We start from the raw sequence: 23,223 nt of genomic DNA, 5'->3' as shown, positions 1-23,223 counted from the left end.
GTGCCGCGGGGTGGAGCAGCTCGGTAGCTCGCTGGGCTCATAACCCAGAGGTCGCAGGTTCAAATCCTGTCCCCGCAACAAAATGAGAAGGCGTCCCACTCGGGACGCCTTCTCTGTTTGCCCCGCGAGCTCCGCGGGATCACGCGGATGTCGGCCCCCATTCCGGCGTGGCGAGAGCGACTTCCATGTCTTCGAGAAAGCTGATGACGGCCCGCAACTCCTCGTCGGAGTAGACCGTCATGGCCTCGCGCATCCGCCGCATCCGCTCGCCCATGTGGCGGTAGAAGTCCCCTCGCGCGGCATCAGTGATGGCCACCACGCGGGCCCGCCGGTCGGTCGGATGCGGGCGCCGCTCGAGGTAGCCGTCGGCGGTCAGCCGATCCAGCAACTTCGTCGTCGAGGCCGTCGTGATCGCCAGATGCTCCGCCAACTGGTGCGGCGTGACCACCTCGCCGCGCTGCTCCCGCACGATCAGCATGCGCAGGGCCGCGAGGTCGGTCGCGTTCATGTCCATGTCGCCTCGCAGCGTGCCGTGCATGCGGTCCATCGCGTCGGTGAACGCGCGTACCGCCTCCATCGCGGCGCGCTCGATCCGCTCGCGCTCGGTCGCCGGGACCCGCGCTCCGGGTACCGTTCCGCTCACCTGGACACCTCCTCGCGATCCTCTGTAGTATGACGGAAACTCGCTAGCTAAACTAGCAATCAGCCTCATGAACGTGAGAGCGGCACCCGGGAGGACCCATGGTCGACGAAGAGCAGGTGGTGCTCGTCGATGAGGGCGGCACGCCCATCGGCACCGCCGCGAAGTCCGCGGTCCACACCACCGACACCCCGCTGCACCTCGCGTTCTCATGCCACGTCGCACGCCCCGACGGTCGCGTGCTGGTCACCCGGCGCGCACTCGACAAGCGCACGTGGCCGGGCGTGTGGACCAACAGCTTCTGCGGACATCCCGGACCCGGAGAGGACCTCGAGGAGGCACTGCGCCGGCGCGCACGCCACGAGCTCGGCATCGAGGTCGCCGACATCCGCCCGATCCTCCCCGACTTCCGCTACCGCGCCGTGGATGCGGCCGGGATCGTGGAGAACGAGATCTGCCCCGTCTTCGCCGCCACCACCACCGACGCCCCCGCCCCCCGCGCCGACGAGATCGCCGAGTACCGGTGGGTCTCCCCCGTCGACCTCGCCGTCGCCGCGCGCGCGACGCCGTGGGCGTTCAGCCCGTGGCTCGTGCTGCAGCTGGCCGCCCTCACAGCCGAACCGGTGGCGTCATGATCGCCGTCGACACCGACGCGCGCCTGCGCATCGACGCGGCCATCGATGCGTCCCTCACCCGCCTGTCGGCCCGCGCCGCCACCCGCGGCGAATCCGCCGCCGCCCTCGCGTCGGCGATCGAACGCGCGGCGGCCGGCGGCAAGAGGCTGCGCCCCGCGCTCGTCGTGCGCGCCTTCGAGGCCTTCGGCGGCAACCGGACGGCGACTCCTGCGCTCTGGCAGGTCGCCGCCGCGTTCGAGCTGCTCCACACCGCCTTCGTCGTGCACGACGACGTCATCGACCGCGACACCGCGCGCCGCGGCGTGCCGAACGTGGGCGGGGAGTTCCGGGCACGCGCGCGGGACCGGGGCGCCGCGCCGGCGGCATGCGCCATCGTCGGCGACGCTGCGGCCATCCTCGCCGGCGACCTGCTGCTGCACGAGGTCTCCCGGCTGATCGCCACCGCCGACCTTCCCGGCGACGTGCGCGACACACTGCTGGACGTGCTCGACGAGGCCGTGCTGGTCTCGGCCGTCGGAGAGCTCGCCGACGTCGAGAACGCGGCCGACGCCGACGTGCCCGCCGCGACCGCGCTGCTGGGTGCGGCGCACGACAAGACGGCGGTGTACTCCTTCCGGGCACCGCTGGCCGCCGGGGCGATCCTCGCCGGCGCCGATGCCGCCGCGCAGGCGGCCGTCGCCGAGGCGAGCGCGCAGCTGGGACTCGCCTTCCAGCTCGTCGACGACCTCATCGGCACCTTCGGCACGCGGGCGCAGGCGGGCCGGACGCCGGGCGCCGACCTGCGCGAGGGCAAGCGCACGCCACTCATCGCCTTCGCCCGCGACACCGCGTCGTGGCCGCAGGTGTCCTCGGCCCTCGCGCTGGCACACACCGGTCCGATCGCGGTGCGCCGCGCGCAGCGGGAGCTGACGGCCAGCGGCGCGCGCACGCGCATGGTCGAGCTCATCGCCGAGACCCTGGAGCAGTCGCGACGCACGACCGAGGCCCTCCCGGCCGGCGCGCGGGAGCTCATGGACGCCCTCACCGATGCGATCCGCGGACGCATCCCGTGACCGACGACACCCTCTACGACCGCACCGCCGAGGCCGCGGCCGCCCGCGTCATCGGTGCGTACTCGACCTCGTTCTCCCTCGCCGCACGCCTGCTGGGCCCGCGGGTGCGTCCGCACGTTCGCAACGTCTACGCCCTCGTGCGGGTCGCCGACGAGATCGTCGACGGCGCCGCCGAGGCGGCGGGCGTGGATCCCGCCGGCCGCCGCGCCGTGCTCGACGATCTCGAGGACGAGACGCGCCGCGCGCACGAGCGGGGGTTCAGCACCAACCTCGTCGTGCATGCCTTCGCGCGCACGGCGCGCGCCTGCGGCATCGGCGACGATCTCACTGCGCCCTTCTTCGCCTCGATGCGCACCGATCTCGACACCGCGGCGCACGACGCCGCCTCGCACGACGCCTATGTGTACGGCTCCGCCGAAGTGGTGGGGCTCATGTGCCTGCAGACGTTCGTCAACGCGGGCTCCCCTGCGCCGCGGCCGGCGCCCGCGCACCTCGTCGACGGCGCACGCCGCCTGGGGGCGGCCTTCCAGGACGTCAACTTCCTCCGCGACCGCGGCGAAGACCGCGACCTGCTCGGCCGCGAGTACCTCGACGGCGACGCCGTGACGGTGCTCGACCGCATCGACGCCGACCTCGACGCGTCGGCCGCCGCCATCCGCGCCCTGCCCGCCGATTGCCGTGCCGCGGTGACCGCCGCGCACGACCTGTTCGCGGAGCTGTCGGCGCGACTGCGGCGCGCCACCGTGACCGGCTCCGAGCCCGGCGGCCGGGTGCGGGTGCCGTCGGCGGTGAAGGCCGCGATCGCGGCCCGCGCCGCCGCGGGGCGTCCGCCGCGGCTGATGGCGGCGCACCGGTGAGCGCGCCGGGCACCGTCGCCGTGATCGGCGGCGGCATCGCCGGGCTCGCCACCGCGGCGCTGCTGGCCGAGGACGGACACCGGGTCGAGGTCTTCGAGGCCCTGCCCGCCACGGGCGGCCGCGCCGGCTCCTGGGAGCACGAGGGGTTCCGCTTCGACACCGGGCCCAGCTGGTATCTCATGCCCGAGGTCTTCGACCGCTTCTTCGGCCTGCTCGGCACGAGCGCCGCCGCCGAACTCGACCTCGTGCCGCTCACGCCCGCCTACCGCGTCTACGGCGAGCCGGATGCCGACGGGCCGGGCGAGCGGATCGACGTCGTGTCGGGGCGGTCGGCGGCGACCGCGCTGTTCGAGTCGCGCGAGAAGGGTGCCGGCGCCCGGCTCGACGCCTACCTCGACTCCGCCGCCGACGCGTACGACCTCGCGGTGTCGAAGTTCCTGTACGACGATTACGCCACGCTCGCCGCGGCGCGCGATCCCGCCCTGCTGCGGCGTCTGCCTCGACTGCTGGGGATGCTCGCAGAGCCGCTGTCGCGGCGCGTCTCCCGCACCGTGCGCGATCCGCTGCTGCGGCAGATCCTCGGATACCCGGCGGTCTTCCTGGGCGCCTCCCCGTTCCGCGCACCGGCGCTCTACCACCTCATGAGCCACCTCGACCTCGACGAAGGCGTGCTGTACCCACGCGGAGGCTTCACCGAGGTCATCGCGGCGATCGAACGCCTCGCCGTCGCGCGCGGCGTGACGGTGCGCACCGGCGCCGAGGTCGCGGAGATCCTCACCGAGGGCGGCCGGGCGACCGGCGTGCGCCTGCAGGACGGTGAGATCGTCCGCGCCGACCGCGTCGTCTCGACCGCCGACCTGCACCACACCGAGACCGCCCTGCTGACGCCGGAGGCGCAGTCGCATCCCGAGCGCGTCTGGCGCAGGCGCACCCCGAGTCCGGGCGCGCTGCTGGTCCTCCTGGGCGTCGACGGCGAGTTGCCCGCGCTCGCGCACCACACCCTGCTGTTCACGCGGGACTGGCGGGCGAACTTCGATGCGATCTTCGGGCGGTCGCCGAGCGTGCCCGATCCGGCCTCCCTGTACGTGTGCCGTCCCAGCGCGACCGACGACACCGTCGCGCCCGCGGGTTCCGAGAACCTGTTCGTGCTCGTGCCGATCCCCGCCGACCCCTCGCTGGGGCGCGGCGGCGTGGACGGTGCCGGCGCGCCGGCGGTGGAGGCGGCGGCAGACCGCGCGATCGCCCAGATCGCCGCGTGGACCGGCACCCCCGACCTCGCCGGCCGCATTCGGGTGCGCCGGACGATCGCCCCGGCGGACTTCGCGGCCGACTTCCACGCCTGGCGCGGCAACTCGCTGGGGCTCGCCCACACGCTCGCCCAGTCGGGTCCCTTCCGTCCCCGCCCGTTCTCCCGCAAGGTCTCGAACCTGTCGTACGCCGGGGCGACGGTACTGCCGGGTATCGGCCTGCCGATGTGCCTCATCTCGGCCGAACTCGTGCGCGACCGCATCCGGGAGTCATAACGTGCCGGGCCTGTACCTCGCGGCGATCCTCGTCTCGTTCGCCGGCGTCGCGCTCCTGGACGCGCGCTTCCGGCTGGCTGGGGCGACCTCGCCGGGGCGCACCGTCGCGGCGACCGCGATCGGCACCGTCTTCTTCCTCGCGTGGGATGCCGTCGGCATCGCCGCGGGCGTGTTCGTCAAGGGCGAAAGTCCCCTGCTGCTCGGTGTCGACCTCGCGCCCCACCTGCCGGTGGAGGAGCCCGTCTTCCTCGCGTTCCTGTGCTATCTCGCCCTCGTGCTGCACAGCGCTGCGCTGCGGCGACTCGCCGCCCGCGCGCAGCGGCGCGGACGAAGCGGGGACGCCGCATGACCTACGCCGCGCTCATCGTGCCGTTCGTGCTGCTCACCGTGATCGTGACGGCCCTGTCGGCCCGCCGTCCGGGCATCCGGCGCAGACTGACAGCCTCGGCGCTCGCCGCCATCGGTCTCGTGCTGCTCACGGCGGTGTTCGACAACGTCATGATCGCCCTCGACCTGTTCACCTACCCGCCCGAGCACCTCAGCGGCCTGCGGATCGGGCTCGCGCCGCTCGAGGACTTCTCGTACCCCGTGTGCGCCGCCTTCCTCGTGCCCGCCGTGCACGCGCTGCTGACCCCACGACCGGCCGGCCACGCCGGGCCCGAGGAGGACGCCCCGTGAACACCCTCCGACAGCTCCTGGTCGCCTCACGTCCGGTCAGCTGGATCAACACCGCCTACCCGTTCGCGGCCGCGTACCTGCTGACGACGCGGCAGATCGACGCGACGCTCATCGTCGGCACGCTGTTCTTCCTCGTGCCGTACAACCTCGCGATGTACGGCGTCAACGACGTCTTCGACTACGAGTCCGACCTGCGCAACCCACGCAAGGGCGGCGCCCACGGCGCCGTGCTCGACCGCAGCTTCCATCGCATCACGCTGTGGGCGGCGGCACTGTCCTGCCTTCCCTTCGTCGTCTACCTCGTCGTCGTCGGCTCGCCGCTGTCATGGCTCGTGCTGGCGGCGAGCCTGTTCTTCGTCGTGTTCTACTCCGCGCCGCCATTGCGGCTGAAGGAGGTGCCCTTCGCCGACTCGGTGACCAGCAGCATCCACTTCTTCTCGCCCGCCGTGTACGGGTTCGTTCTGGCCGGCACGACGTGGACGTGGCCGCTGGTGGCCCTCACCGGCGCTTTCGCGTTGTGGGGCGTCGCCTCGCACGCCTTCGGCGCCGTACAGGACGTCACCGCCGACCGGGAGGCGGGCATCGCCTCGATCGCGACCGTGCGCGGTGCGCGCTGGACGGTGCGCTTCGCCCTCGTCTGCTACGCGCTCGCGGGACTCGCGATGCTCGTGACGCCGTGGCCGGGACCGTTGGCCGCAATCGTGGTCGTGCCCTACCTGCTGGCAGTGTGGCCCTACCGGAACCTCGCCGATGCCGACTGCACCGCCGCCACGACGGGGTGGCGCCGCTTCCTGTGGCTCAACCAGCTGGGCGGCTTCCTCGTGACCCTGCTGCTCATCTGGTGGTGGATGCTGACCGCCTGACCGCGCGGTGCTCCCCTACAGCACCGCGCCGCCGAGATCACGTGCGGGGCACGCGGTCTCGGCGGCGTCGTGGTGACGCGGACACCGTCCGGGTCAGCGGGTGGCGCTCACTCCCCCTGCAGGGCGAGCAGCTTCTCCACCGCGGCGGTGAGAGCCTCGTCTGCGGTGGCGAACGCGGTCAGGTCGCCGGACTTCAACGCGGCGTCGCGGGCCGCCATCGCCTGCTGGGCCTCCTGGAGCGCTGCCTGGAAGGCGACGCTCGTGTCGGTGCCGCCGGTGCCGCCCGTCCCGGGGTCGGTCGTCTCCCCGGGCGTCGGGGTCTCAGTCGCGCCGGGCGTCGGCTGCACGTTGTGGTCACCGGTGTTGGCTCCGGACTCGCCGCCGAACAGCGCGTCGAGGGCCTCCTGCAGCGTGTCCTCGAAGGCCACCTCGTCACCGAACGCGACGAGGATCTTGCGCAGCGTCGGCAGCTGGGTGCCGCTGGAGGCCTGCACGAACACGGGCTGCACGTAGAGCAGACCGCCGCCGACCGGAAGGGTCAGCAGGTTGCCGTTGAGCACCTCGGACTGGCCCTGCTTGAGCAGGTTGATCTGGGCCGAGATCGACTCGTTCGAGTTGAACGTGTTCTGCACCTGACCGGGGCCGGGCACGCTCACGTCGGCGCTGATCTCCAGCATCCGCAGCTTGCCGTACCCCTCCCCCTTCACTCCGGCCTCGGAGCCCGCGTTCGAGTCCACCGCGAGGTAGCCCATGAGCACGTTGCGGGAGTCGTCGCCCTCGGCGGCCGGGATGAACGACGTGAACATCGAGTACGTCGGAGCCTCCTGACCCGGCATCTGCAGCGTCAGGTAGTACGGCGGCTGCAGCAGGTCGCGCTCGATCGGGTCGTTCGGCGTCTTCCACGCGTTGTCCCGGGCGTAGAACGAGGCCGCATCGTCGACGTGGTAGGTGCCGAGCATGGCGCGCTGCACCTTGAAGAGGTCGGTCGGATAGCGCACGTGACTCATGAGCTGGGCCGACATCTCCGAGATCGGCTCGACCGTGGCCGGGTACACCTTCTGCCACGCCTGCAGCAGCGGGTCGGTCTCGTCCCACGCGTACAGGGTCACCTTGCCGTCGTACGCGTCGACGGTGGCCTTCACCGAGTTGCGGATGTAGTTGATGTCGTCCAGCGCCACGCGCGGCTGCGCGTTGGTCGTGTCGCTGATGGCGTCGCGCAGGCTCACGATCGACGAGTACGGGTAGTTCGCACTCAGCGTGTAGCCGTCGACGATCCAGACGATGCGCCCGTCGACGACCGACGGGTACGGGTCGTTGTCGAGCTCGAGGTAGGGCGCGACCTTCTGCACCCGGTCGACGGGGTTGCGGTCGTACAGGATCTGCGACTGGTCGTTGACGGCATCCGAGAAGAGGATGTCGGTGGACTGGAACTTCAGCGCGTAGATGAGGCGGCTGAAGATGTTGCCCACGTTCGGGCCGCCGTCGCCCGTGAAGGTCGTCTTCGTCTGCGCCGCGCCGTCCTCGCCGCGCGGGTAGTCCAGCTCGATGTCGGTGGCGCCCTCGGGGGCGCCCACGATCGAGTACGTCGGCGACGACTCGCCGAAGTAGATGCGCGGCTCGTACTCCTCCTGCGTCGTCAGGTCGCCGGCGGTGGGGATGCCGCGCTCGAGGAAGACGGGGTTGCCGTCGCTCGTGCGGTCGTTGCCCTTGGCGGCGACCATGCCGTAGCCGTGCGTGTAGACGAGCGTCGTGTTGTACCAGGACGCGGCCGCCCCGAGCTGGTCGAGGTTGAGCTCGCGCACGGCCACGACGGTGTCCTGCGACTGGCCGTCGAGCTCGTAGCGGTCGACGTCGAGGGTCGCGGGGAACTTGTAGTACGAGCGGTACTGCTCGAGCTGGCGCACCGTCGGCGGGATGATCGCCGGGTCCATGATGCGGATCGACGCCGTCGTGTCGGCATCGGCGCGCAGCTGGCCGGGCTCGACGTCGGTGACCGCCTCGAAGTCCTCCTTCTCGAGGCCGTCGATGCCGTAAGCCGCCTTCGTGGCGTCGATGTTGCGCTGGTAGTACTCGCTCTCGTAGCTCTCCTGGTTCGGTACGACCTGGAACTGGTTGACGAACCACGGGTAGGCCACGCCCAGCAGCAGCGACGAGATGATGAGGAGCCCGGTCGCGATGAGCGGGAAGCGCCAGCGGCCGATGATCGCGGTGACGAAGAACAGCAGCGCGACGATCGCGGCGGCGATCGAGAGGATCGTGAGGCCGGGGATGATGGCGTGCACGTCGGTGTAGCCGGCGCCCGTGATGCGCTCGCCCTTCTCGACGAGCGTGCGGTAGCGGTCGAGCCACAGGCTCACCGCCTGCACCAGCAGGTACATGCCGGCGATGACGGCCAGCTGGATGCGGGCCGACTTCGAGATGCGCAGCTCGCGCTGCCCGATGCGCACGGCGCCGTACAGGTACGCCACCAGCACGGTGACGCCGAGGCACACGAGCAGCACCGCCGAGGCGAAGCCGAGCACGGCCGTGTAGAACGGCAGCTCGAACAGGTAGAAGCCGGTGTCGAGGCCGAACTCGGGGTCGAGGGTGCCGGTCGAGACCCGGTTCGCCCACAGCCATGCGGTCTCCCACTGCGCCGAGGCGGCGAATCCGGAGAAGAACCCGAAGAAGATCGGGATGCCCCACATCGCCAGACGGCGCAGCGGCTCGACGACCTCCTGATAGTGGTCCAGCTGCGAGCTCAGCCGCGCGTAGACGGGGCGCAGCCGGTACGCCAGCTGGATGGCGAGGAACACCGGGACGGCCATCGCGAGGAAGCCGATCGCGAACATCGCCACGCGCGCGACCCACTGGGTGACGAGCACCTTGTCGAAGCCGAGCTGGTCGTACCAGAGCCAGTCCGCGAACAGCGTCGCGAAGATGAAGAAGCCCACCACGAGCGCGGCGATGATCGCCAGCGTGATGCCGACGGCGCGTCGGAACGGACTGGGGGTTGTGGCCGGGGTCGGTGCAGAGGTCGAGGTCACCCGTCCATCCTAGGCGGGCGCCCTACGGGCAGATCCCCGGCGGGGCATATTCCCGGTTTGGCAGACGGCTCAGCCGGTGCAGGTGGGCAGCGCGTCGAGGTCGCCGTCGCCGCGGATCGCCGACAGTGCGTCGAGGGCGTCGTCGAGCGTCGCCACCGAGAACACCCGAAGCCCGTCGGGGATGTGGCCGACGACCTCGTCGCAGTTGCTCTCCGGCGCCAGGAACCACCGGGCGCCGGCATCCTTCGCGCCGTACAGCTTCTGTCGGATGCCGCCGATGGGTCCGACCTCGCCGGCCGCGTCGATCGTCCCGGTTCCCGCGATCCGCTCCCCGCCGGTGATCTCCTCGGGCGTGAGGGTGTCGATGATGCCGAGGGCGAACATCATCCCCGCGCTCGGTCCACCGACGTTGTTGAGCTGGATCGTGACGTCGATGGGGAACGTGAAGTCGTGCATCGTCGTGATGCCCAGCAGCCACGTCGTCGTGCCGTCGACCTCGGTCTGCTTCGGGGTGACGGTCTCGGTGAGCTGCTCTCCGTCGCGCTCGATGCCGAGTTCGACCGGTGCGCCGTCGTCGGCGTTCACGATCGCCCGCAGCTGCTCGGTGTCGGTGATGTCCTGACCGTCGGCGGTGCGGATGATGTCGTCGGGCTGCAGCACGCCTTCGGCGGCGGAATCGTCGGTGAGGGCGTACACGCGCACCATCGGCTCGACGTCGTAGCCCAGCTCGGTGAGGGCGGCCGCCGTCGCCTCCTTCTGCGAGTCGACCATCTGCGCGGCGCTCTGCTGCTGGCGCTGCTCGGTGGTCTGCCCCTGCGGGAAGACGTCGTCGATCGGGAGCACGGCGCGCGACGGGTCGAACCATGCGCCGGCGAGCTCGATCCACGACGGTGTGCGTTCGCGGCTGCCGACGACCTGCACCGTGAGCAGGTCGAGCGCGCCGTCGGTGGGGTAGGTCTCGGCACCCTCGACCGAGATGAGCGGCACGTCGTCGCCGTCGGCGTTCTCGGCGGTGCCGAGCGTGTCGAAGACGGGGCCGGGCTGCTGGATGACGAACCCGGTGGGCAGGATCGTGAGCAGCAGCATCGCCACGAGGGCGATCGACAGCGCCCACAGACCGACGACGGCGCCGCGCGACAGACGCTTGCGGGGCGCAGGACGGACCTCGACGTTCTCGTCGAACAGAGCCACAGGAGACCTCTCTGGCCGGGCGTTCGCGACCGGCGTACACGGGACAACCTTCCCGGCACCGGATCACGGCCGCCGCGAGAGGACGTGCGACTAGCGTAGGACGCGCCGTCATGCGTCCGCTTAAAGCGCCTGACGTGAGCGAGGAGGAACGCCATGACCGACGAGGACCGCTCCCCCGAAGACGAGTTCCAGGAAATGCTGCGCAATCTGCTGGGAGGCCAGGGCGGCGCGATCGACCCCGCGCAGCTGGAGCAGCTGCGCAGCATGGGGATCGACCCCGCGATGGCCCAGCAACTGATGCGCCAACTGCAGGGGGCGTTCGCCGCGGCCGGCGACGGACCCGGCGAGATCGACCTGAGCTCGGCGAAGACGCACGCGCTGCACTTGGCCAACAAGGACGGGTTGGGCATCTCCTCCGGCGACAAGCAGGACTTCGACCAGGCCTTCGCCCTGGCCGGCCTGTGGCTGGGAGAGGCGACCGGCATCTCGGATGTCGCCACGCCGCCGCGCGCGATCACGCGCGGGCAGTGGGTGGAGGCGACACTGCCGGTGTGGCAGGAGCTCGCCGAGCCCGTCGCCGCCTCCATCGCCGACGCGATGACCGAGGCGATCGGCGCCCAGTTGCCCGAGGAGATGAAGGGCGCCGCCGCCGGTGCCGGGCGCCTCATGCGCACCGTGGGCGGTCAGATGTTCGCCGCGCAGCTCGGCTCCGTCGTGGGGCGTCTGTCGCTGGAGGTCGTCTCCGGCGGTGATGTCGGCATCCCGGTCATGCCCGACGGCGAGGCGGCGATCCTGCCGCAGAACTTCGCCGACTTCGGTCGCGACCTCGAGATCGACGACGATCAGCTCGCGCTGTATCTCGCGACGCGGGAGCTCGCGCACGTGCGTCTGTTCCGGCACGCGAAGTGGCTGCGGCTGCACGTCATCTCGCAGGTGACCGAGTTCGCCCGCGGCCTGCACGTCGACACCGACGCGCTCGAAGACCTCGCGTCCCGGTTCGACCCGTCCTCGCCCGAAGAACTGCGGGCGGCCCTCGAGTCGGGCGCCCTGCTGCCCCCGCGCACCGAGGCGCAGACGGCGGCCCTCACGCGTCTGGAGAATCTGCTCGCCACGATCGAGGGCTGGGTCGACGTCGTGACGACCGAGGCGACGAGCCGCCTGCCCGCCGCCGAACGCGTCGCCGAGGCGGTGCGTCGCCGGCGCGCCGTGGGCGGGCCGGCGGAACGCGCGATGGGGGCCCTCGTCGGGCTCGAGCTGCGCCCGCGACGGCTGCGCGAGGCCGCGGCGATGTGGCGGGCGGTCACCGAGGCGGTCGGCACAGCGGCGCGCGACAGCCTGTGGGACTACCCCGACCTCATGCCCGGCGCCGACGACATCGACGACCCGACGGCGCTCATCGCGCGTCTGCAGGCGGCCGCCCGCGGCGACGCCGCCGAGCGTGACGAGTTCGACGACGCCCTCGAGGCGCTGCTCGCGCAGGAGGCGCAGGGCGGGAACGGTGACGCCGCCGACGCCCCCGACGACACCACCGGCGACGACACCCCGGAGGGCCCCCGCCCGGTCTGATCGGGGAGGCGGCCGGCTGTGGACAGCATCCGCCGCGGCCGGCGCCGGCGCGTCATGATCGCAGCATGCTGCGCCTCGCCGACTCGCACCCGCCGCTGTGGCGCACGCCCACCTCGGTGCAGCTGGGCCCCGATGCCGCAGCGCGCATCGACGACATCGCGCCGTGGCAGGAGCGGATGCTGGCGGCCCTGACCGGCGGTATCGCCGACGCACTGCTGGTGCCCCTCGCGGTCGAGTACGGCGCCACCGGCGGTGAAGCCCGAGCGTTCCTGGAGGCCGTCCGCCCTGCGCTCCGGACCCCGCCGACTCACACCGCCGCGCGACTCGACCTGCCGGTGGATCTGCCCGCGCACGAGGCGGACGCCGTGCGGGACGGCATCCTGGCGGCGGGGCTCACGATCGTCCCGGCCCGCTCGCCCGCCCCCGTCGTGCTCGTCGCGCACCGCATCGCCCCGCCGCATCGGGCAGCCGGGCTCACCGCCGACGACGTGCCCCACCTGCCGGTCGTGCTCGCCGGCGACGCCGCCACCGTCGGACCGCTCGTCGTCCCGGGCGAGACCGCGTGCCTCGCGTGCGAGAACGCGCATCGCCGCGACGCGGACGCCCTGTGGCCTCAGATCGCCGCCCAGCTGCTCGGTCGCCCGCCGGTGCGCAGCGACCCCGCGGTGCTCGCGGAAGCCGCCGTGCTCGCGGGGCGCCTGCTGGCGGAAGGGCGGACCGGCGTGTCGGCGACGGTCAGTACGGCGAGTGCGCGCCGGGTCTGGCACGCCCATCGTCCGCACGCGGCCTGCCTCTGCCGGCGCCCGCAGGCGTGAGGGCCGCGGAACCGATCTCCTGCAGGAACCGCGACGGCTGCCGTTCGCGGTGACCGCTCGCGCGCGCCCACGACACCGAGAGGGTGCGCCCGGCCCGCGTGACCCCCACGTACGCGAGACGGCGCTCCTCGTCGATCTGCTCGAGCGTCGTCGCGTACGAGATGGGCAGCTGCCCCTCGGAGAGTCCGACGAGGTGCACGTGATCCCACTCCAGGCCCTTCGCCGCGTGCAGCGTCGCGAGGGTGACGGTGCGCAGGGCGGGTTCGTGCTGGTTGCGCGCGCGGGCCAGCAGCTCGTCGGTGAACCGGCGCAGCGTCATGTCGGCGGGGGCCTCCTCCGCGAGGCGGAGCAGCGCCGAGCGCGCCTCCCACGCGTCGCGCAACGCGCCGCCGGCGGGCGGCGCCTCGTCGGTCAGACCGAGCGAGCGCAGCACGTCGCGGACGGCGTCGGTGAAGTCGCCCTGCAGCGGCGCGACCGAAGCGCCCCGGAGTGCGAGCAGCGCCTGGCGCACTTCGGGCAGGTCGAAGTAGCGCTTGCCGCCGAGCACCGACGCCGCGATCCCCTTCGCCGCGAGGGCACCGATCAGCGGAGCGGACTGGGCGTTGGAACGGTAGAGCACCGCGATCGACGCGGGATCGATCCCCGCATCCACCTGCGCCGAGATGCGCGCCGCCACCCCCGCCGCCTCGGCGGCGTCGTCGGGGTACGCCGTGACCTCGGGGGTCGGACCGGCCGCCGCGTCGGTGACCAGGCGCAGCGCACCCGGCCGCCCCCGCATGAGCGCATTGGCGACGTCGAGCACGCCCGGCGCGGAGCGGTAGTTGTGCTCGAGCCGCACGACGCGCGCGTCGGCGTGCCGGGTCTCGAACTCGAGCAGGAAGCGCGGGTCGGCACCGGTGAAGGAGAAGATCGTCTGGCTCGCGTCGCCGACGACGCACAGGTCGTGCCGGTCACCGAGCCACAGCTCCAGCAGACGGTGCTGCACGGGCGAGACGTCCTGGAACTCGTCGACGGTGAAATGCCGGTACTGCTCGCGCACTTGGGCGGTGACCCGCGGCTCGGCTTCCAGCATCCCCGCGCACGCGAGCAGCACGTCTTCGAAGTCGAGCTGTCGGCGCTCGTCCTTGATCCGCTCGTACGCGCGCATGAGGTCGATCAGTGCGGGCAACGCGAGACCGGCGACGCCCTGCGGCCGTGCCTGCGCGTAGGCGTCGATGGAGCGCATGGTGACCTTGCGCCACTCGATCTGGCCGGCCACGTCGCGCAGCGATGCCCGGTCGAGTCGCAGCTTGAGCTCCTCGGCGGCGTGGGCGAGCACGCGCACCTTGCTGTCGGAAATCGTCGGGGCGGAGTCTCCCGCCACCTGCGGCCAGAAGTGGTTCAGCTGGGCGAGCGCGGTGGCGTGGAAAGTGCGGGCGGCGACGCCCTGCACGCCCAGCTCGCGCAGGCGGCCACGCATCTCGCCCGCCGCCTTCGTCGTGAACGTGACCGCCATGACGCGGTGGGGCGAGTAGGCGCCGGTGTCGACGCCGTGGGCGATGCGGTGCGTGATCACGCGTGTCTTGCCGGTGCCGGCGCCGGCCAGCACGCAGACGGGCCCCCGCAGGATCGACGCGGCCTCGCGCTGGCGTTCGTCCAGGCCCGCCAGGGCATCGCCGCTCACGAGCGCTCCGTCCCGACCCAGTCGCGGATGAGGGCGTGGGCGATGGAGGCGGGTCCGGGCAGCTCGATGTCGCCGGCCCCCGCCAGCGCGTTGCGCAGTTCGGCGCGGGTGAACCAGCGCACGTCGACGATCTCCTCGCCGTCGGCACGCGCCGCAGCGACATCGGCGGCGACCGCCGTGAAGCCGAGCATGAGCGATCGCGGGTAGGGCCAGGCCTGCGACCCGCGGTAGCGCAGGTCGGTCACCCGCACGCCGGCTTCCTCGGCGACCTCGCGGACGAGCGCGGATTCCGCCGACTCCCCCGCCTCGACGAATCCGGCGAACGCGGAGTACAGCACCCGATCGCCCCAGAGCGCGTTGCGTCCGAGCAGCAGTCGCTCGTCGTCGGCATCCGCGATCACGACGATGACGGCGGGGTCGGTGCGCGGGAAGTGCTCACGGCCGCACGAGGGGCACGACCGCGACCACCCGGCGGCGCGGTCCTCGAGCCGCGTGCCGCAGAACGGGCAGAACGGGGCGTCGACGAGCCAGCGGGCGAGCGCGACCGCCTCCACGAGCAGCCCGGCCTCCTCGGCGTCGAGCTGTGCGCCGACGGCGCGCAGCGACGCCCACTCTTCGGCGCGAGTCGGCGGGTCGTCACCGGCGCCGGTGGCGGCCAGGAGCACGGCGGTCCCGTCGCCGGTGCGCCCGAGAAGCGCCCAGTGCGCGGCCGCCGTCACCTCCGACGGCGTCGCGAAGACGAGTCGGCCATCCCGCACCGGGGTGCGGTCGCCGTGCACGGCGAGCACGCGGCTCGCGGGGTCGTCGCGCAGCCGCTGCAGCAGTCCCGCCTCGCGGCGCTCGTCGGCGGCACGGTCGATGGCCGCCCGGGCGAGGGCCGGTGCCTGCGGCGCGTCCTGCGGTGACATTCAGGACCTTCCTTGCCGGGCGTGGCGCGGCGGAGCCGGCGCGGGAGCGACCTACCCTGGGGGCATGGCACGCTCTCCCCTCACTCTAGCCGCCGCGGTGACGTCGGCCCTTCCCCGCACCGAGGTCGTGCGGGTGGCCGAACTCACCGAGGGCATGTCGGGTCGCTACGACAGCGCGATCGCGACACTCGGCGACGGGAGGCAGGTCGTCGTGCGCGTGGCCGTGGATGCCGAAGCCGCCGACGACCTCGCCGGCGACGCGCGCGCCCTCGCCGCGCTGTCTGCCGGCGTGCGCGGCGTGCTGCCGTTCGCGGCGCCCGATGTGCTGGGCCGCGCGACGCTGAAGCGTTCGCCCGCGCTCGTGCAGAGCTTCCTGCCCGGCTACCGCGTCGACGCGGGACACGTCCCCGCCGGGCCCGGCGTGGCCACGGCGCTGGCCGACGCCCTCGCCGCGGTGCACGCGCTGCCGACGTCGGTCGTGCGCGACGCCGGCCTGCCCGTGCGCACCGCCGCGCAGGTGCGCGACGAAGCAGAACGACTGCTCGACCGTGCCGAGGCCACCGAACGTCTGCCCTTCGGGCTGCTGCGCCGTTGGAGCACCGCGATCGGAACCGAGGCGCTGTGGCGTTTCGAGACGACCGTCACCCTCGGCGGGGCCGACCCGTCGTCGTTCCTGCTGAGCGACGACGTGCACGGCATCCCGCGCGTCTCGGGGCTGCTGTCGTGGTCGGGCCTGGGCGTCGGAGATCCCGCGCAGGACCTGCGCTGGCTCGCCTCGGCCCCCGCCGCCCGCGACGACGTGCTCGCCGCCTACAGCGCCCGCGCGCACCGGGCCACCGACACGATGCTCGCCGAGCGCGCACGCCTGCACGCCGAGCTGGAGTTCGCCGCGTGGCTCGTGCACGGCCACGATGCCGGCACCGCCTCGGTCGTCGACGACGCGGTCGCGCTGCTCGAATCCCTCGCCGACAGTGTGCGCGACGAACCGCCGCTGGGGCGCGAGACGGTGAGCGTCTCCGATGCGATGGCCGTGCTGGGCCGCGTCAGCACAGGCACCGACGCCGTCGACACCTCGATGCAGACCGACACCTACGACCCCGAGCGTCTGGGCCTGTTCTCGACGGAGGAGATCGAGGCGTTGAACCAGACCCGCACCGGTGTCGCGGCGCCGGGCGAGGCGACGGAGCCGCTGGAGTTCTCGCTGTGGTCCGGAAAGGATGCCGAGCCCGCCTCGGCGGCCGATCTCGACGCCGAACCCGACATCGACTCCGCCGCACGCAACGCGATGCGGCGCTGGACCGGCACCGACTGACCGAACGCCCGCGGTTCAGCCGCGCAGCACCGTGCCGTCCGCGACGTAGTACAGCACGACGTCGATCTCGTCGAGCGGGACGGCGTGCTTCACGTGGTACGCGCGGCGGTACAGCTCCAGCTGCAGCATCCGCTCGGCCCGTTCGGCTGCGGTGCGCGGGGAGCGCCCCGTCTTCCAGTCGACGATCTCGATGCGCCCGCCGCGGTCCTCCCGGCGGTACACCGCGTCGAGCTTGCAGATCACGACATGGTCCCGGCCGTCGCCGAACAGGTCGGGGGCGGCGAAGTCGATCTCGGTCTCCACGGCGATCGGTCGGCGGTGCGCCCACTCCGAGGCCAGGAAGTTCGCCTGCAGCCGGGCGAGGTCGGCGGCGTCGGCCGATGCCGCCCCGCTCTCCTCGTCGCTCTCCCAGAGGGCGTCGTCCAGCGCCGCACCGGCTCCCACGAGGCCGGAGCGCTGTTCCACCCAGGCGTGGAACAGTGTGCCGAGCCGCGTCTGCCGGTACGGTCGCTCCGGCAGCGGGCGGCTGGTCGCCGCGGCGGCCGCCGCGTAGTCGGCGGCGAACTCCTTGTAGCGGGAGGCGGGGATGCGTACCGGGGCCAGGTCCGACGGGCCGTCGCGACGCTCGTCGCGCTCCGCGAGCAGCAGCACGAGGTCGCGCGCGGGCTCGGCGGGATCGCCCGCCATGGCCGACTGCACCGCGGATGCCGCCGCCGCCACGGCCGGACGCCGCGCACCGAGCGGGTCGAGCGGCCAGGAGAGGTAGCGGCGGGTGTCGAGATACGGGTTCTCACCGGGCTCGGCGTCGAGGTCGACGCCGAGGGCGAGGGCCTCGTCGATCTCGCGGAGGAAGGCGCCCGCCGTCCGCGGCTTGACGGTCCCCGACCACGGCGCCGTGCTCAGCAGCAGATGCTCCCGCGCGCGGGTGACGGCGACGTAGGCGAGGCGCCGTTCCTCCTCGAGGTGGCGGGCGCGGACGCCGTCCTTGAAGTCGCCGATGCGGGTCTTCAACTGCTGTTGCGACGGTGCGTCGTCGGCCCCCCAGTGCAGCACGGGCAACCAGGCCTCGTCGCCGCGGAACGGGTAGGGCAGCGCGCCGAACCCCAGCCAGCCCTGACCGTCGCGCAGCGCCGACGGAAGCTCCCCGTCGACGGCGCGCACGATGGCGACGGCGTCCCACTCGAGCCCCTTCGAGCCGTGGATCGTGAGGAGCTGGACCACATCCTCCTCGGGAGGCTCCGTGCGGGGGGCGAACTCGTCGAGCTGCTCGGCCCGGTCGAGCCACGCCAGCAGGGCCGGCAGCGACCCGCTCTCATCGGTCGCGAGGAAGCCCTGCAGTTCGTCGACGAAGGCGCGCAACTGCGCGTGGGCGATGCGCGCGGGTCCGCGTGTCTCGTTCGCGGCGAGCTCGATGTCCAGACGCAGCTCGTGCTCGACGAGCCGCACGAGCTCCGGGATGGGAAGACCCGCCGCGCGACGCAGCCCCGCGAACACGCCCGCCGCCTCGCGCAGCCGCTCCAGGGCGGCCGGGGTGAATCCGGCGAGGAGTCCGTGCGCGTCGTCGAGCCGGGGCAGCACGTCGAGCGCGTCGACGAGGGAGGCACCCTCCTCCTCGCCGAGCTTGCGGGAGAGCTGTTCCAGGGCGCGCAGGTCTGCCAGGCCCACGCCCCAGCGCGGCCCGGCGAGCAGACGGATCAGCGCGGAGCCGGCTTGCGGGTCGCTCACGACCCGCAGGGCCGAGACCACGTCGACCACCTCCGGTGTCGACAGCAGACCGCCGAGCCCCAGGATGCGATGCGGGATGCCGCGCCGCCCGAGGGCGTCGGCGAAGGCGACCATGTGTTTCTTGCTGCGGAACAGCAGGGCACCGGTCGTGGTGCGCTGCGCGCGGGCACGTTCGGTGCGCACCTGCGCGAACCAGTCGGCGACGGCATCCGCCTCGGCATCCACGTCACGGCCCGAGCGCACCTCGACACGTCCGGCGGGGGCGTCGGGACGGGCGCGCAGTTCGGCGACCGGCACCGGCGAACTCGCCGCGAGCGGAGCGAGGACCGCGTTGGCGGCGTCGAGGATGCGGGTCGCGTTGCGCCAGCTCGTCAGGAGCGTGAACCGGGCGGACTCCCCCGCGGGCGCGAAGGCGCGTGCGAAGTCGCCGAGGTTGCCCGCGCTCGCCCCGCGCCATCCGTAGATGGACTGGTGCGGGTCGCCGACGGCCATGACGCCGGTGTCGCGGAACAGCTCCGCGAGCAGACCGGTCTGCACGACGGACGTGTCTTGATACTCGTCGAGGAGCACGACGCGGTAGCGCGCACGCAGCTCCGCCGCGACGCTCTCGTGGCTGCGGACGACCTCGAGCGCACCGGCGACCTGGTCGGCGAAGTCGATGAGACCCAGCCGCTGCTTCTGGCGCCGGTACTCGCGGGCGAAGCCGGTGAGCACGGCGAGCCCGCCGACCTTCTCGGCGACCGCCGTGATGTCGGCCAGCTGCGGGTGACGGGCGTTCGTCGACGGGCGCTCCGCGACCCCGGCGAAGCGCTCCGCGAACCGGTCGAGGGCGTCGAGGTCGGCGAGGTTGTCGACGCTGTCGCGTGCCAGGCGCAGCGCGGCGTCGATGATGGTCGAGGGTCGTTCCGCGCGCTGCTCGAGGCGGGGGTCGTCGGAGGCGAGCACGACGCGGCGCATCAGCAGCCAGGCGGCGCTCTCGGTCAGCACCGCCGCCTCCGGGTCGCGGCCGATGCGCACGGCGTTCTCCCGCACGATCGTGTCGGCGAAGCTGTTGTACGTCGAAACGGTGGGGCGATCGAGCAGGTCGTCGGCCGCGGCCCGGGGCGCAGCACCGAGCGACGCCGCCAGCTCGTCGAGCGCCGCGCGGCGCGCCGCGTCGGAACCACCCTCGCGTTCGAGCCGGGCGAACACGTCCAGCGCGCCGGCCGCGTGCAGCGCAGCGAGATGCGGAACCAGCCCGCGGGCCTCGAACTCGGCCAGGCGCCGCAGCCGGCGGTGGATCCGCTCGGTGAGCTCCCCCGCCGCCTTGCGGGTGAAGGTGAGCCCGAGCACCTCGTCGCGGGCCACGAGGCCGTTGGCCACGAGCCACACGACCCGACCGGCCATCGTCTCGGTCTTGCCGCTGCCGGCACCCGCGACGACGAGCGCCGGCGTCAGCGGCGCGGAGATCACCGCGGACTGCTCGGGCGTGGGCGGGAACTGTCCGAGCGCCGCCGCGATCGCCTCCGGCGACACGGACCGCACCTCGGCGGGGGTCTGCGGTGCACTCACGCCGAGCTCACCGCCCCGACGGTGTGGATGCGGCACACGCCGTACGTGTGGTCGTCACGGCAGTGGGCCTCGTACGGCGCGAGGAACCGGTCGCCTCGCATGACGGTCGCCGCCGTGTCGAGGCGTGCGAGGAACGCGTCGCGGGTCGCGTCGTCGAACGGCTGCTGCAGCGCGGTGAGGTACGGCTTGTCGCCCGCGCTCTTGAGGACGAGCAGCATCGCGCCCCCGGGGAGGCCCACGGCGATGCCCGCACGCTCGAAGGCGAGCTGGTACGCCGCGAGCTGAGGATGCACGGCGATCGCGGCGGCGCTGGTCTTCTCGGAGCGCCCGGTCTTCAGGTCGACGATCACGACGCGACCGTCGGGATGGCGTTCGACACGGTCGATGTAGCCGGACAGCACGATCCCGTGCGGTGCGGCGTCGTCGCCGGCCGGCGGCGGCGCGTCGGCGATCGGCAGGCGCACCTCGAAGTGCGGTTCGGCCGAGACGACCTCGATGTGCGCGCGCTCGGTGTCGCGCAGGTACGCGGCGATGCGCTCGACGAGGTCGCGCGCACGGGCCCGCTCGCTGCGCTCGATCCACGCGGCGTCGAAGTCGAGTTCGCCCCACCGCTGCTCGACGCTGTGCCACAGCCGCTCGACGTCCGCATCCTGCGCGGTCTCCATGGCGGCGTGCAGGATGGTGCCGAGCCCGGCGGTCGTGCTCGACTGCGCTCCGCCCAGGTCGGTGACGACCCAGTTGAGGGCGCACTCCTCCACCGCGTGCAGACGCGACGGCGACACGCGCACGTCGTCGACGGCGAGGTCGCGCAGCGGAGCCCGCGACGTGATCTCGGCCATCCCGTACCACTCGGCCGGATCAGCGCCGGGCACGCCGGCCGCCGCGAGCACGGCGAGCTGACCGGCGGCGACCGCGCGCCTCTGTCGCGGGCTCTCGGAGGTGAGGGTGCGGCGGTGGAGGGCGACCAGTCCGCGCAGCGTCAGCGGATGCTCGGCCGCGGCGGGAGCGGGCTGGGCGGGCGGCAGCAGGTCGAACAGCGCACTCGGGCCGGTGTCGTCGTCGTCGACCGCCGTGACGATCAGCCGCCCTGACGCGCGCGACACGGCGCGGGCGAACAGCCGCAGCTCGTCGTGGAGCACCCCGCGGCGGCGGTCGACGGCGGCGGGGTCGGCATCCTCCGCCTCGGCGAGACGCCACGTCTCCAGCAGCGACCCGCGCGCCCGGAGGTTCGGCCACACGCCGTCCTGCACGCCCGCGATCACGACGGTGTCGAACTCGGTGCCCAGCGCTCCGGCGGGGGTCATGAGCTGTACCGCGGCCGACGGCACCGGCGCGCTCAGCCGGTCTTCGGCGACGTCGGCGTCGAGCACACCGCGCAGGAAGGCGAGCGGAGCGGTGCCGTCATCCCGTTCGCCGTGGCGCTTGGCCGCCTGGAACAGCGCGACGACGGCGTCGAGGTCGCGGGACGCCTGCGCGGCGAGGGGACCGTGCCCCCGCGCCGCGATCTCCCACGCGCGCTCGCGGCCCGAGCGCTCCCACACCGTCCACAGCAGTTCGTGCGCCGTCGCCCCCGCGACGATCTGGTCGGCCACGGTGCCGATCGTCTCGGCGACGCGTGCCGCACGCCTGCCCTCGCGCGTGTCGAGCACGGTGAACTCCAGCGGATGACGCAGCGCCGAGACGAGCAGCTCCCGCGCCGACGGGACCGGCGGTGCCGCTTCCCCGTCGGCGGGTGCCGCGGGAGCGGCAGCCTCGGCGTCGGCCAGCGCGCGCTGGCGGAGCGCGGCACGCAGGCGCCGCAGCTCGATCGGGTCGAATCCGGCGCCCAAGAGCAGGTCGACGGCGTCGTCGGCGTCCCAGTCTCCCCGTCCGGCGAGGTCGACGACACGCAGCAGATCGCGTACGGCGCGCACGGCGGCGAGGGCGCGGGTGGGACCGGTCGCGCCCGTCGGAACCTCCCGCGCGCCCAGCTCCGCCTCGAGGGCGGCGACCTGTCGCGCGTCGTGCGCGATCACCGCGCACGACGACCACGGCACCCCGTCGTGGATGTGCCGTTCGCGCAGCAGCCGCGCGATCGTGTCGTACTCCTCCGCCGGGGAGCGCAACGCGTGTGCGACGACCGATCCGTCGGGCTCGGCATCCGCCGGGGCGGCGCGATGGGCGACGACCCCGACCGCGCCGATGCGGGAGGTCACCTGCGACAGCAGGGCGCGCTGCGCGGGCGTGCCGCGGTGGGAGCCGCCCAGCACGTGGACGGGGAGCCCGGTGGCCAGTCGCGCGAAGTTCTCGGCGGTGGCACCGCGGAACGCGCCCGAGCTCACATCGGGGTCGCCGCACGCGAGCACCGCGACACCCCGGGCGCGCAACGCCTCGAGCAGTTCGACGCCGCCCAGCGTGAGCTCCTGCGCGTCGTCGACCAGCACGCAGCGCAATGACGCCAGCGCGCCGAGCTGCGGCGCGTCGGCGGGGAGCGCCCGCAGCAGTGCGACCGCCTCGCGCACGAGTCCCGCCGCATCCCGGTGGGCGCCGCGCAACGCGCCGCGCACGTCGTGGTACTCGCCGGCGAACGACGCCAGTGCCGTCCAGACCTCCACCCGCTGGCGTGCGGCGCGCGCCGAGAGCGCCGCGGGGTCCAGTCCCAGCGCCGTCGCCTCGGCGAGGAACGCGCGCACCTCGGTGCGGAACCCCTTCGTGGCGCGCACGTCGGCGGGCAGCCAGTGCGGCCACCGGCCACGACCGGCGAGGTCGTCGGCCGCGTCACCGTCGAGCAGGTCCTGCACGATGCGGTCCTCGTCCGGTCCGGTCAGCAGCTGCGGCGGCTCACCGCCGGCGTGCACGACGGCGGCACGCACGATCTGGAAGGCCAGGGCGGCGACCGACTTCGCCAGCGGCCCCGCCGTCGCCACTCCGACGGCCACCGCGAGCCGGTCACGCAGCGCCGTCGCCGCCTGTCGGGTGGGGGTGAGCACTATGACGTCGTCGACGGGCACCCCCGCCGCTGCGAGGGCGTCGACACGGGCGATGATCGTGCGGGTCTTCCCGCTTCCCGGCGCGCCGACGACGACCGCCGACGCGTCGACGGGCAGGGCGACGACACGACTCTGGTCGGCGTCGAGGACGGGTGCGCCCGGCGTCGGAGGGGCGGGGGGATGCGGCACGCCTTTCACGGTAGCCGCCGTCGCCGACACCGACGCGTCCCGGGCCCTCGGGGTGTCGTA

17 protein-coding genes and 1 tRNA gene are annotated in these 23,223 nt (G+C 73.2%); 11 read left to right on the top strand and 7 right to left on the bottom strand.

Going from position 1 to position 23,223, the window contains the following annotated elements; translation table 11 throughout:
* The first annotated feature begins 4 nt into the window (after positions 1-4).
* Positions 5-78 (top strand) — tRNA-Met (locus C7474_RS06205).
* Between the two features lie 61 nt (positions 79-139).
* On the opposite strand, the gene C7474_RS06200 is transcribed toward C7474_RS06205, so the two are convergent.
* On the bottom strand, positions 140-643 hold the full coding sequence (locus tag C7474_RS06200; RefSeq protein WP_338418396.1) for a MarR family winged helix-turn-helix transcriptional regulator: 504 nt from the start codon (positions 641-643) through the stop codon (positions 140-142).
* A 98-nt stretch (positions 644-741) separates the two neighbouring features.
* On the opposite strand from C7474_RS06200, the gene idi reads away from it, so the two are divergent.
* Genes idi through C7474_RS06170 form a run of 7 tightly spaced genes read left to right on the top strand, consistent with a single transcriptional unit; the run spans position 742 to position 6,248 of the window.
* Positions 742-1,275 (top strand): isopentenyl-diphosphate Delta-isomerase, encoded by a 534-nt coding sequence (idi, locus tag C7474_RS06195; RefSeq protein WP_121058109.1) that lies wholly within the window; start codon positions 742-744, stop codon positions 1,273-1,275.
* Positions 1,272-2,327, top strand: coding sequence for a polyprenyl synthetase family protein (locus tag C7474_RS06190; RefSeq protein ID WP_121058108.1), 1,056 nt, complete (start codon positions 1,272-1,274; stop codon positions 2,325-2,327). Before idi ends, C7474_RS06190 begins: the two co-directional genes overlap by 4 nt.
* Entirely contained in the window at positions 2,324-3,184 is an 861-nt protein-coding gene (locus tag C7474_RS15275) for a squalene/phytoene synthase family protein (protein WP_241965146.1), read from the top strand. Before C7474_RS06190 ends, C7474_RS15275 begins: the two co-directional genes overlap by 4 nt.
* Positions 3,181-4,707: a phytoene desaturase family protein gene (crtI, locus tag C7474_RS15270; RefSeq protein WP_241965145.1), complete on the top strand. Its 1,527-nt coding sequence runs from the start codon at positions 3,181-3,183 to the stop codon at positions 4,705-4,707. The genes C7474_RS15275 and crtI overlap by 4 nt, the downstream gene beginning before the upstream one ends.
* A 1-nt stretch (position 4,708) precedes the next feature.
* Positions 4,709-5,056: a lycopene cyclase domain-containing protein gene (locus C7474_RS06180; RefSeq protein WP_121058106.1), complete on the top strand. Its 348-nt coding sequence runs from the start codon at positions 4,709-4,711 to the stop codon at positions 5,054-5,056.
* The gene (locus C7474_RS06175; protein ID WP_121058105.1) at positions 5,053-5,385 is read left to right on the top strand and encodes a lycopene cyclase domain-containing protein; all 333 of its coding nucleotides are present in this window, start codon (positions 5,053-5,055) and stop codon (positions 5,383-5,385) included. The genes C7474_RS06180 and C7474_RS06175 overlap by 4 nt, the downstream gene beginning before the upstream one ends.
* On the top strand, positions 5,382-6,248 hold the full coding sequence (locus C7474_RS06170) for a prenyltransferase (RefSeq protein WP_121058104.1): 867 nt from the start codon (positions 5,382-5,384) through the stop codon (positions 6,246-6,248). The genes C7474_RS06175 and C7474_RS06170 overlap by 4 nt, the downstream gene beginning before the upstream one ends.
* Positions 6,249-6,355: 107 nt before the next feature.
* Here the strand turns inward: C7474_RS06170 and C7474_RS06165 are convergent, their stop codons facing one another.
* Together C7474_RS06165 and C7474_RS06160 are read right to left on the bottom strand one after the other, a co-directional pair.
* The gene (locus C7474_RS06165) at positions 6,356-9,274 is read right to left on the bottom strand and encodes a UPF0182 family membrane protein (protein WP_121058103.1); all 2,919 of its coding nucleotides are present in this window, start codon (positions 9,272-9,274) and stop codon (positions 6,356-6,358) included.
* A 69-nt stretch (positions 9,275-9,343) separates the two neighbouring features.
* Positions 9,344-10,465, bottom strand: a complete 1,122-nt coding sequence (locus C7474_RS06160) for a YlbL family protein (protein ID WP_121058102.1) — start codon at positions 10,463-10,465, stop codon at positions 9,344-9,346.
* Positions 10,466-10,618: 153 nt separating this feature from the next.
* Between C7474_RS06160 and C7474_RS06155 the strand changes: the two genes are divergently transcribed.
* Complete coding sequence (locus C7474_RS06155) at positions 10,619-12,031, top strand: zinc-dependent metalloprotease (protein ID WP_121058101.1); 1,413 nt, start codon at positions 10,619-10,621, stop codon at positions 12,029-12,031.
* A 65-nt stretch (positions 12,032-12,096) separates the two neighbouring features.
* A complete protein-coding gene (locus tag C7474_RS15150; RefSeq protein WP_199692385.1) occupies positions 12,097-12,846 on the top strand; it encodes a hypothetical protein in 750 nt (249 codons plus the stop codon).
* Here C7474_RS15150 and C7474_RS06145 read toward each other — a convergent pair.
* Positions 12,767-14,509: an ATP-dependent helicase gene (locus tag C7474_RS06145; protein WP_121058100.1), complete on the bottom strand. Its 1,743-nt coding sequence runs from the start codon at positions 14,507-14,509 to the stop codon at positions 12,767-12,769. The two genes, C7474_RS15150 and C7474_RS06145, sit on opposite strands and share 80 nt — an antisense overlap.
* The gene (gene nudC, locus C7474_RS06140; protein WP_121058099.1) at positions 14,506-15,417 is read right to left on the bottom strand and encodes an NAD(+) diphosphatase; all 912 of its coding nucleotides are present in this window, start codon (positions 15,415-15,417) and stop codon (positions 14,506-14,508) included. Before nudC ends, C7474_RS06145 begins: the two co-directional genes overlap by 4 nt.
* A gap of 64 nt (positions 15,418-15,481) precedes the next feature.
* On the opposite strand from nudC, the gene C7474_RS06135 reads away from it, so the two are divergent.
* Positions 15,482-16,729 carry a phosphotransferase gene (locus C7474_RS06135; protein ID WP_121058098.1) on the top strand — a complete coding sequence of 416 codons (1,248 nt, stop codon included), beginning with the start codon at positions 15,482-15,484 and terminating at the stop codon, positions 16,727-16,729.
* A 15-nt stretch (positions 16,730-16,744) separates the two neighbouring features.
* On the opposite strand, the gene C7474_RS06130 is transcribed toward C7474_RS06135, so the two are convergent.
* Both C7474_RS06130 and C7474_RS06125 read right to left on the bottom strand, forming a co-directional pair.
* On the bottom strand, positions 16,745-20,005 hold the full coding sequence (locus tag C7474_RS06130; RefSeq protein WP_277870590.1) for an ATP-dependent DNA helicase: 3,261 nt from the start codon (positions 20,003-20,005) through the stop codon (positions 16,745-16,747).
* Entirely contained in the window at positions 20,002-23,163 is a 3,162-nt protein-coding gene (locus C7474_RS06125; protein WP_121058097.1) for an ATP-dependent DNA helicase, read from the bottom strand. Before C7474_RS06125 ends, C7474_RS06130 begins: the two co-directional genes overlap by 4 nt.
* Positions 23,164-23,223 lie beyond the last annotated feature (60 nt).

Source organism: Microbacterium telephonicum (assembly GCF_003651225.1).
GTDB lineage: Bacteria > Actinomycetota > Actinomycetes > Actinomycetales > Microbacteriaceae > Microbacterium > Microbacterium telephonicum.
This window is presented reverse-complemented; position numbering and strand designations above follow the sequence as displayed.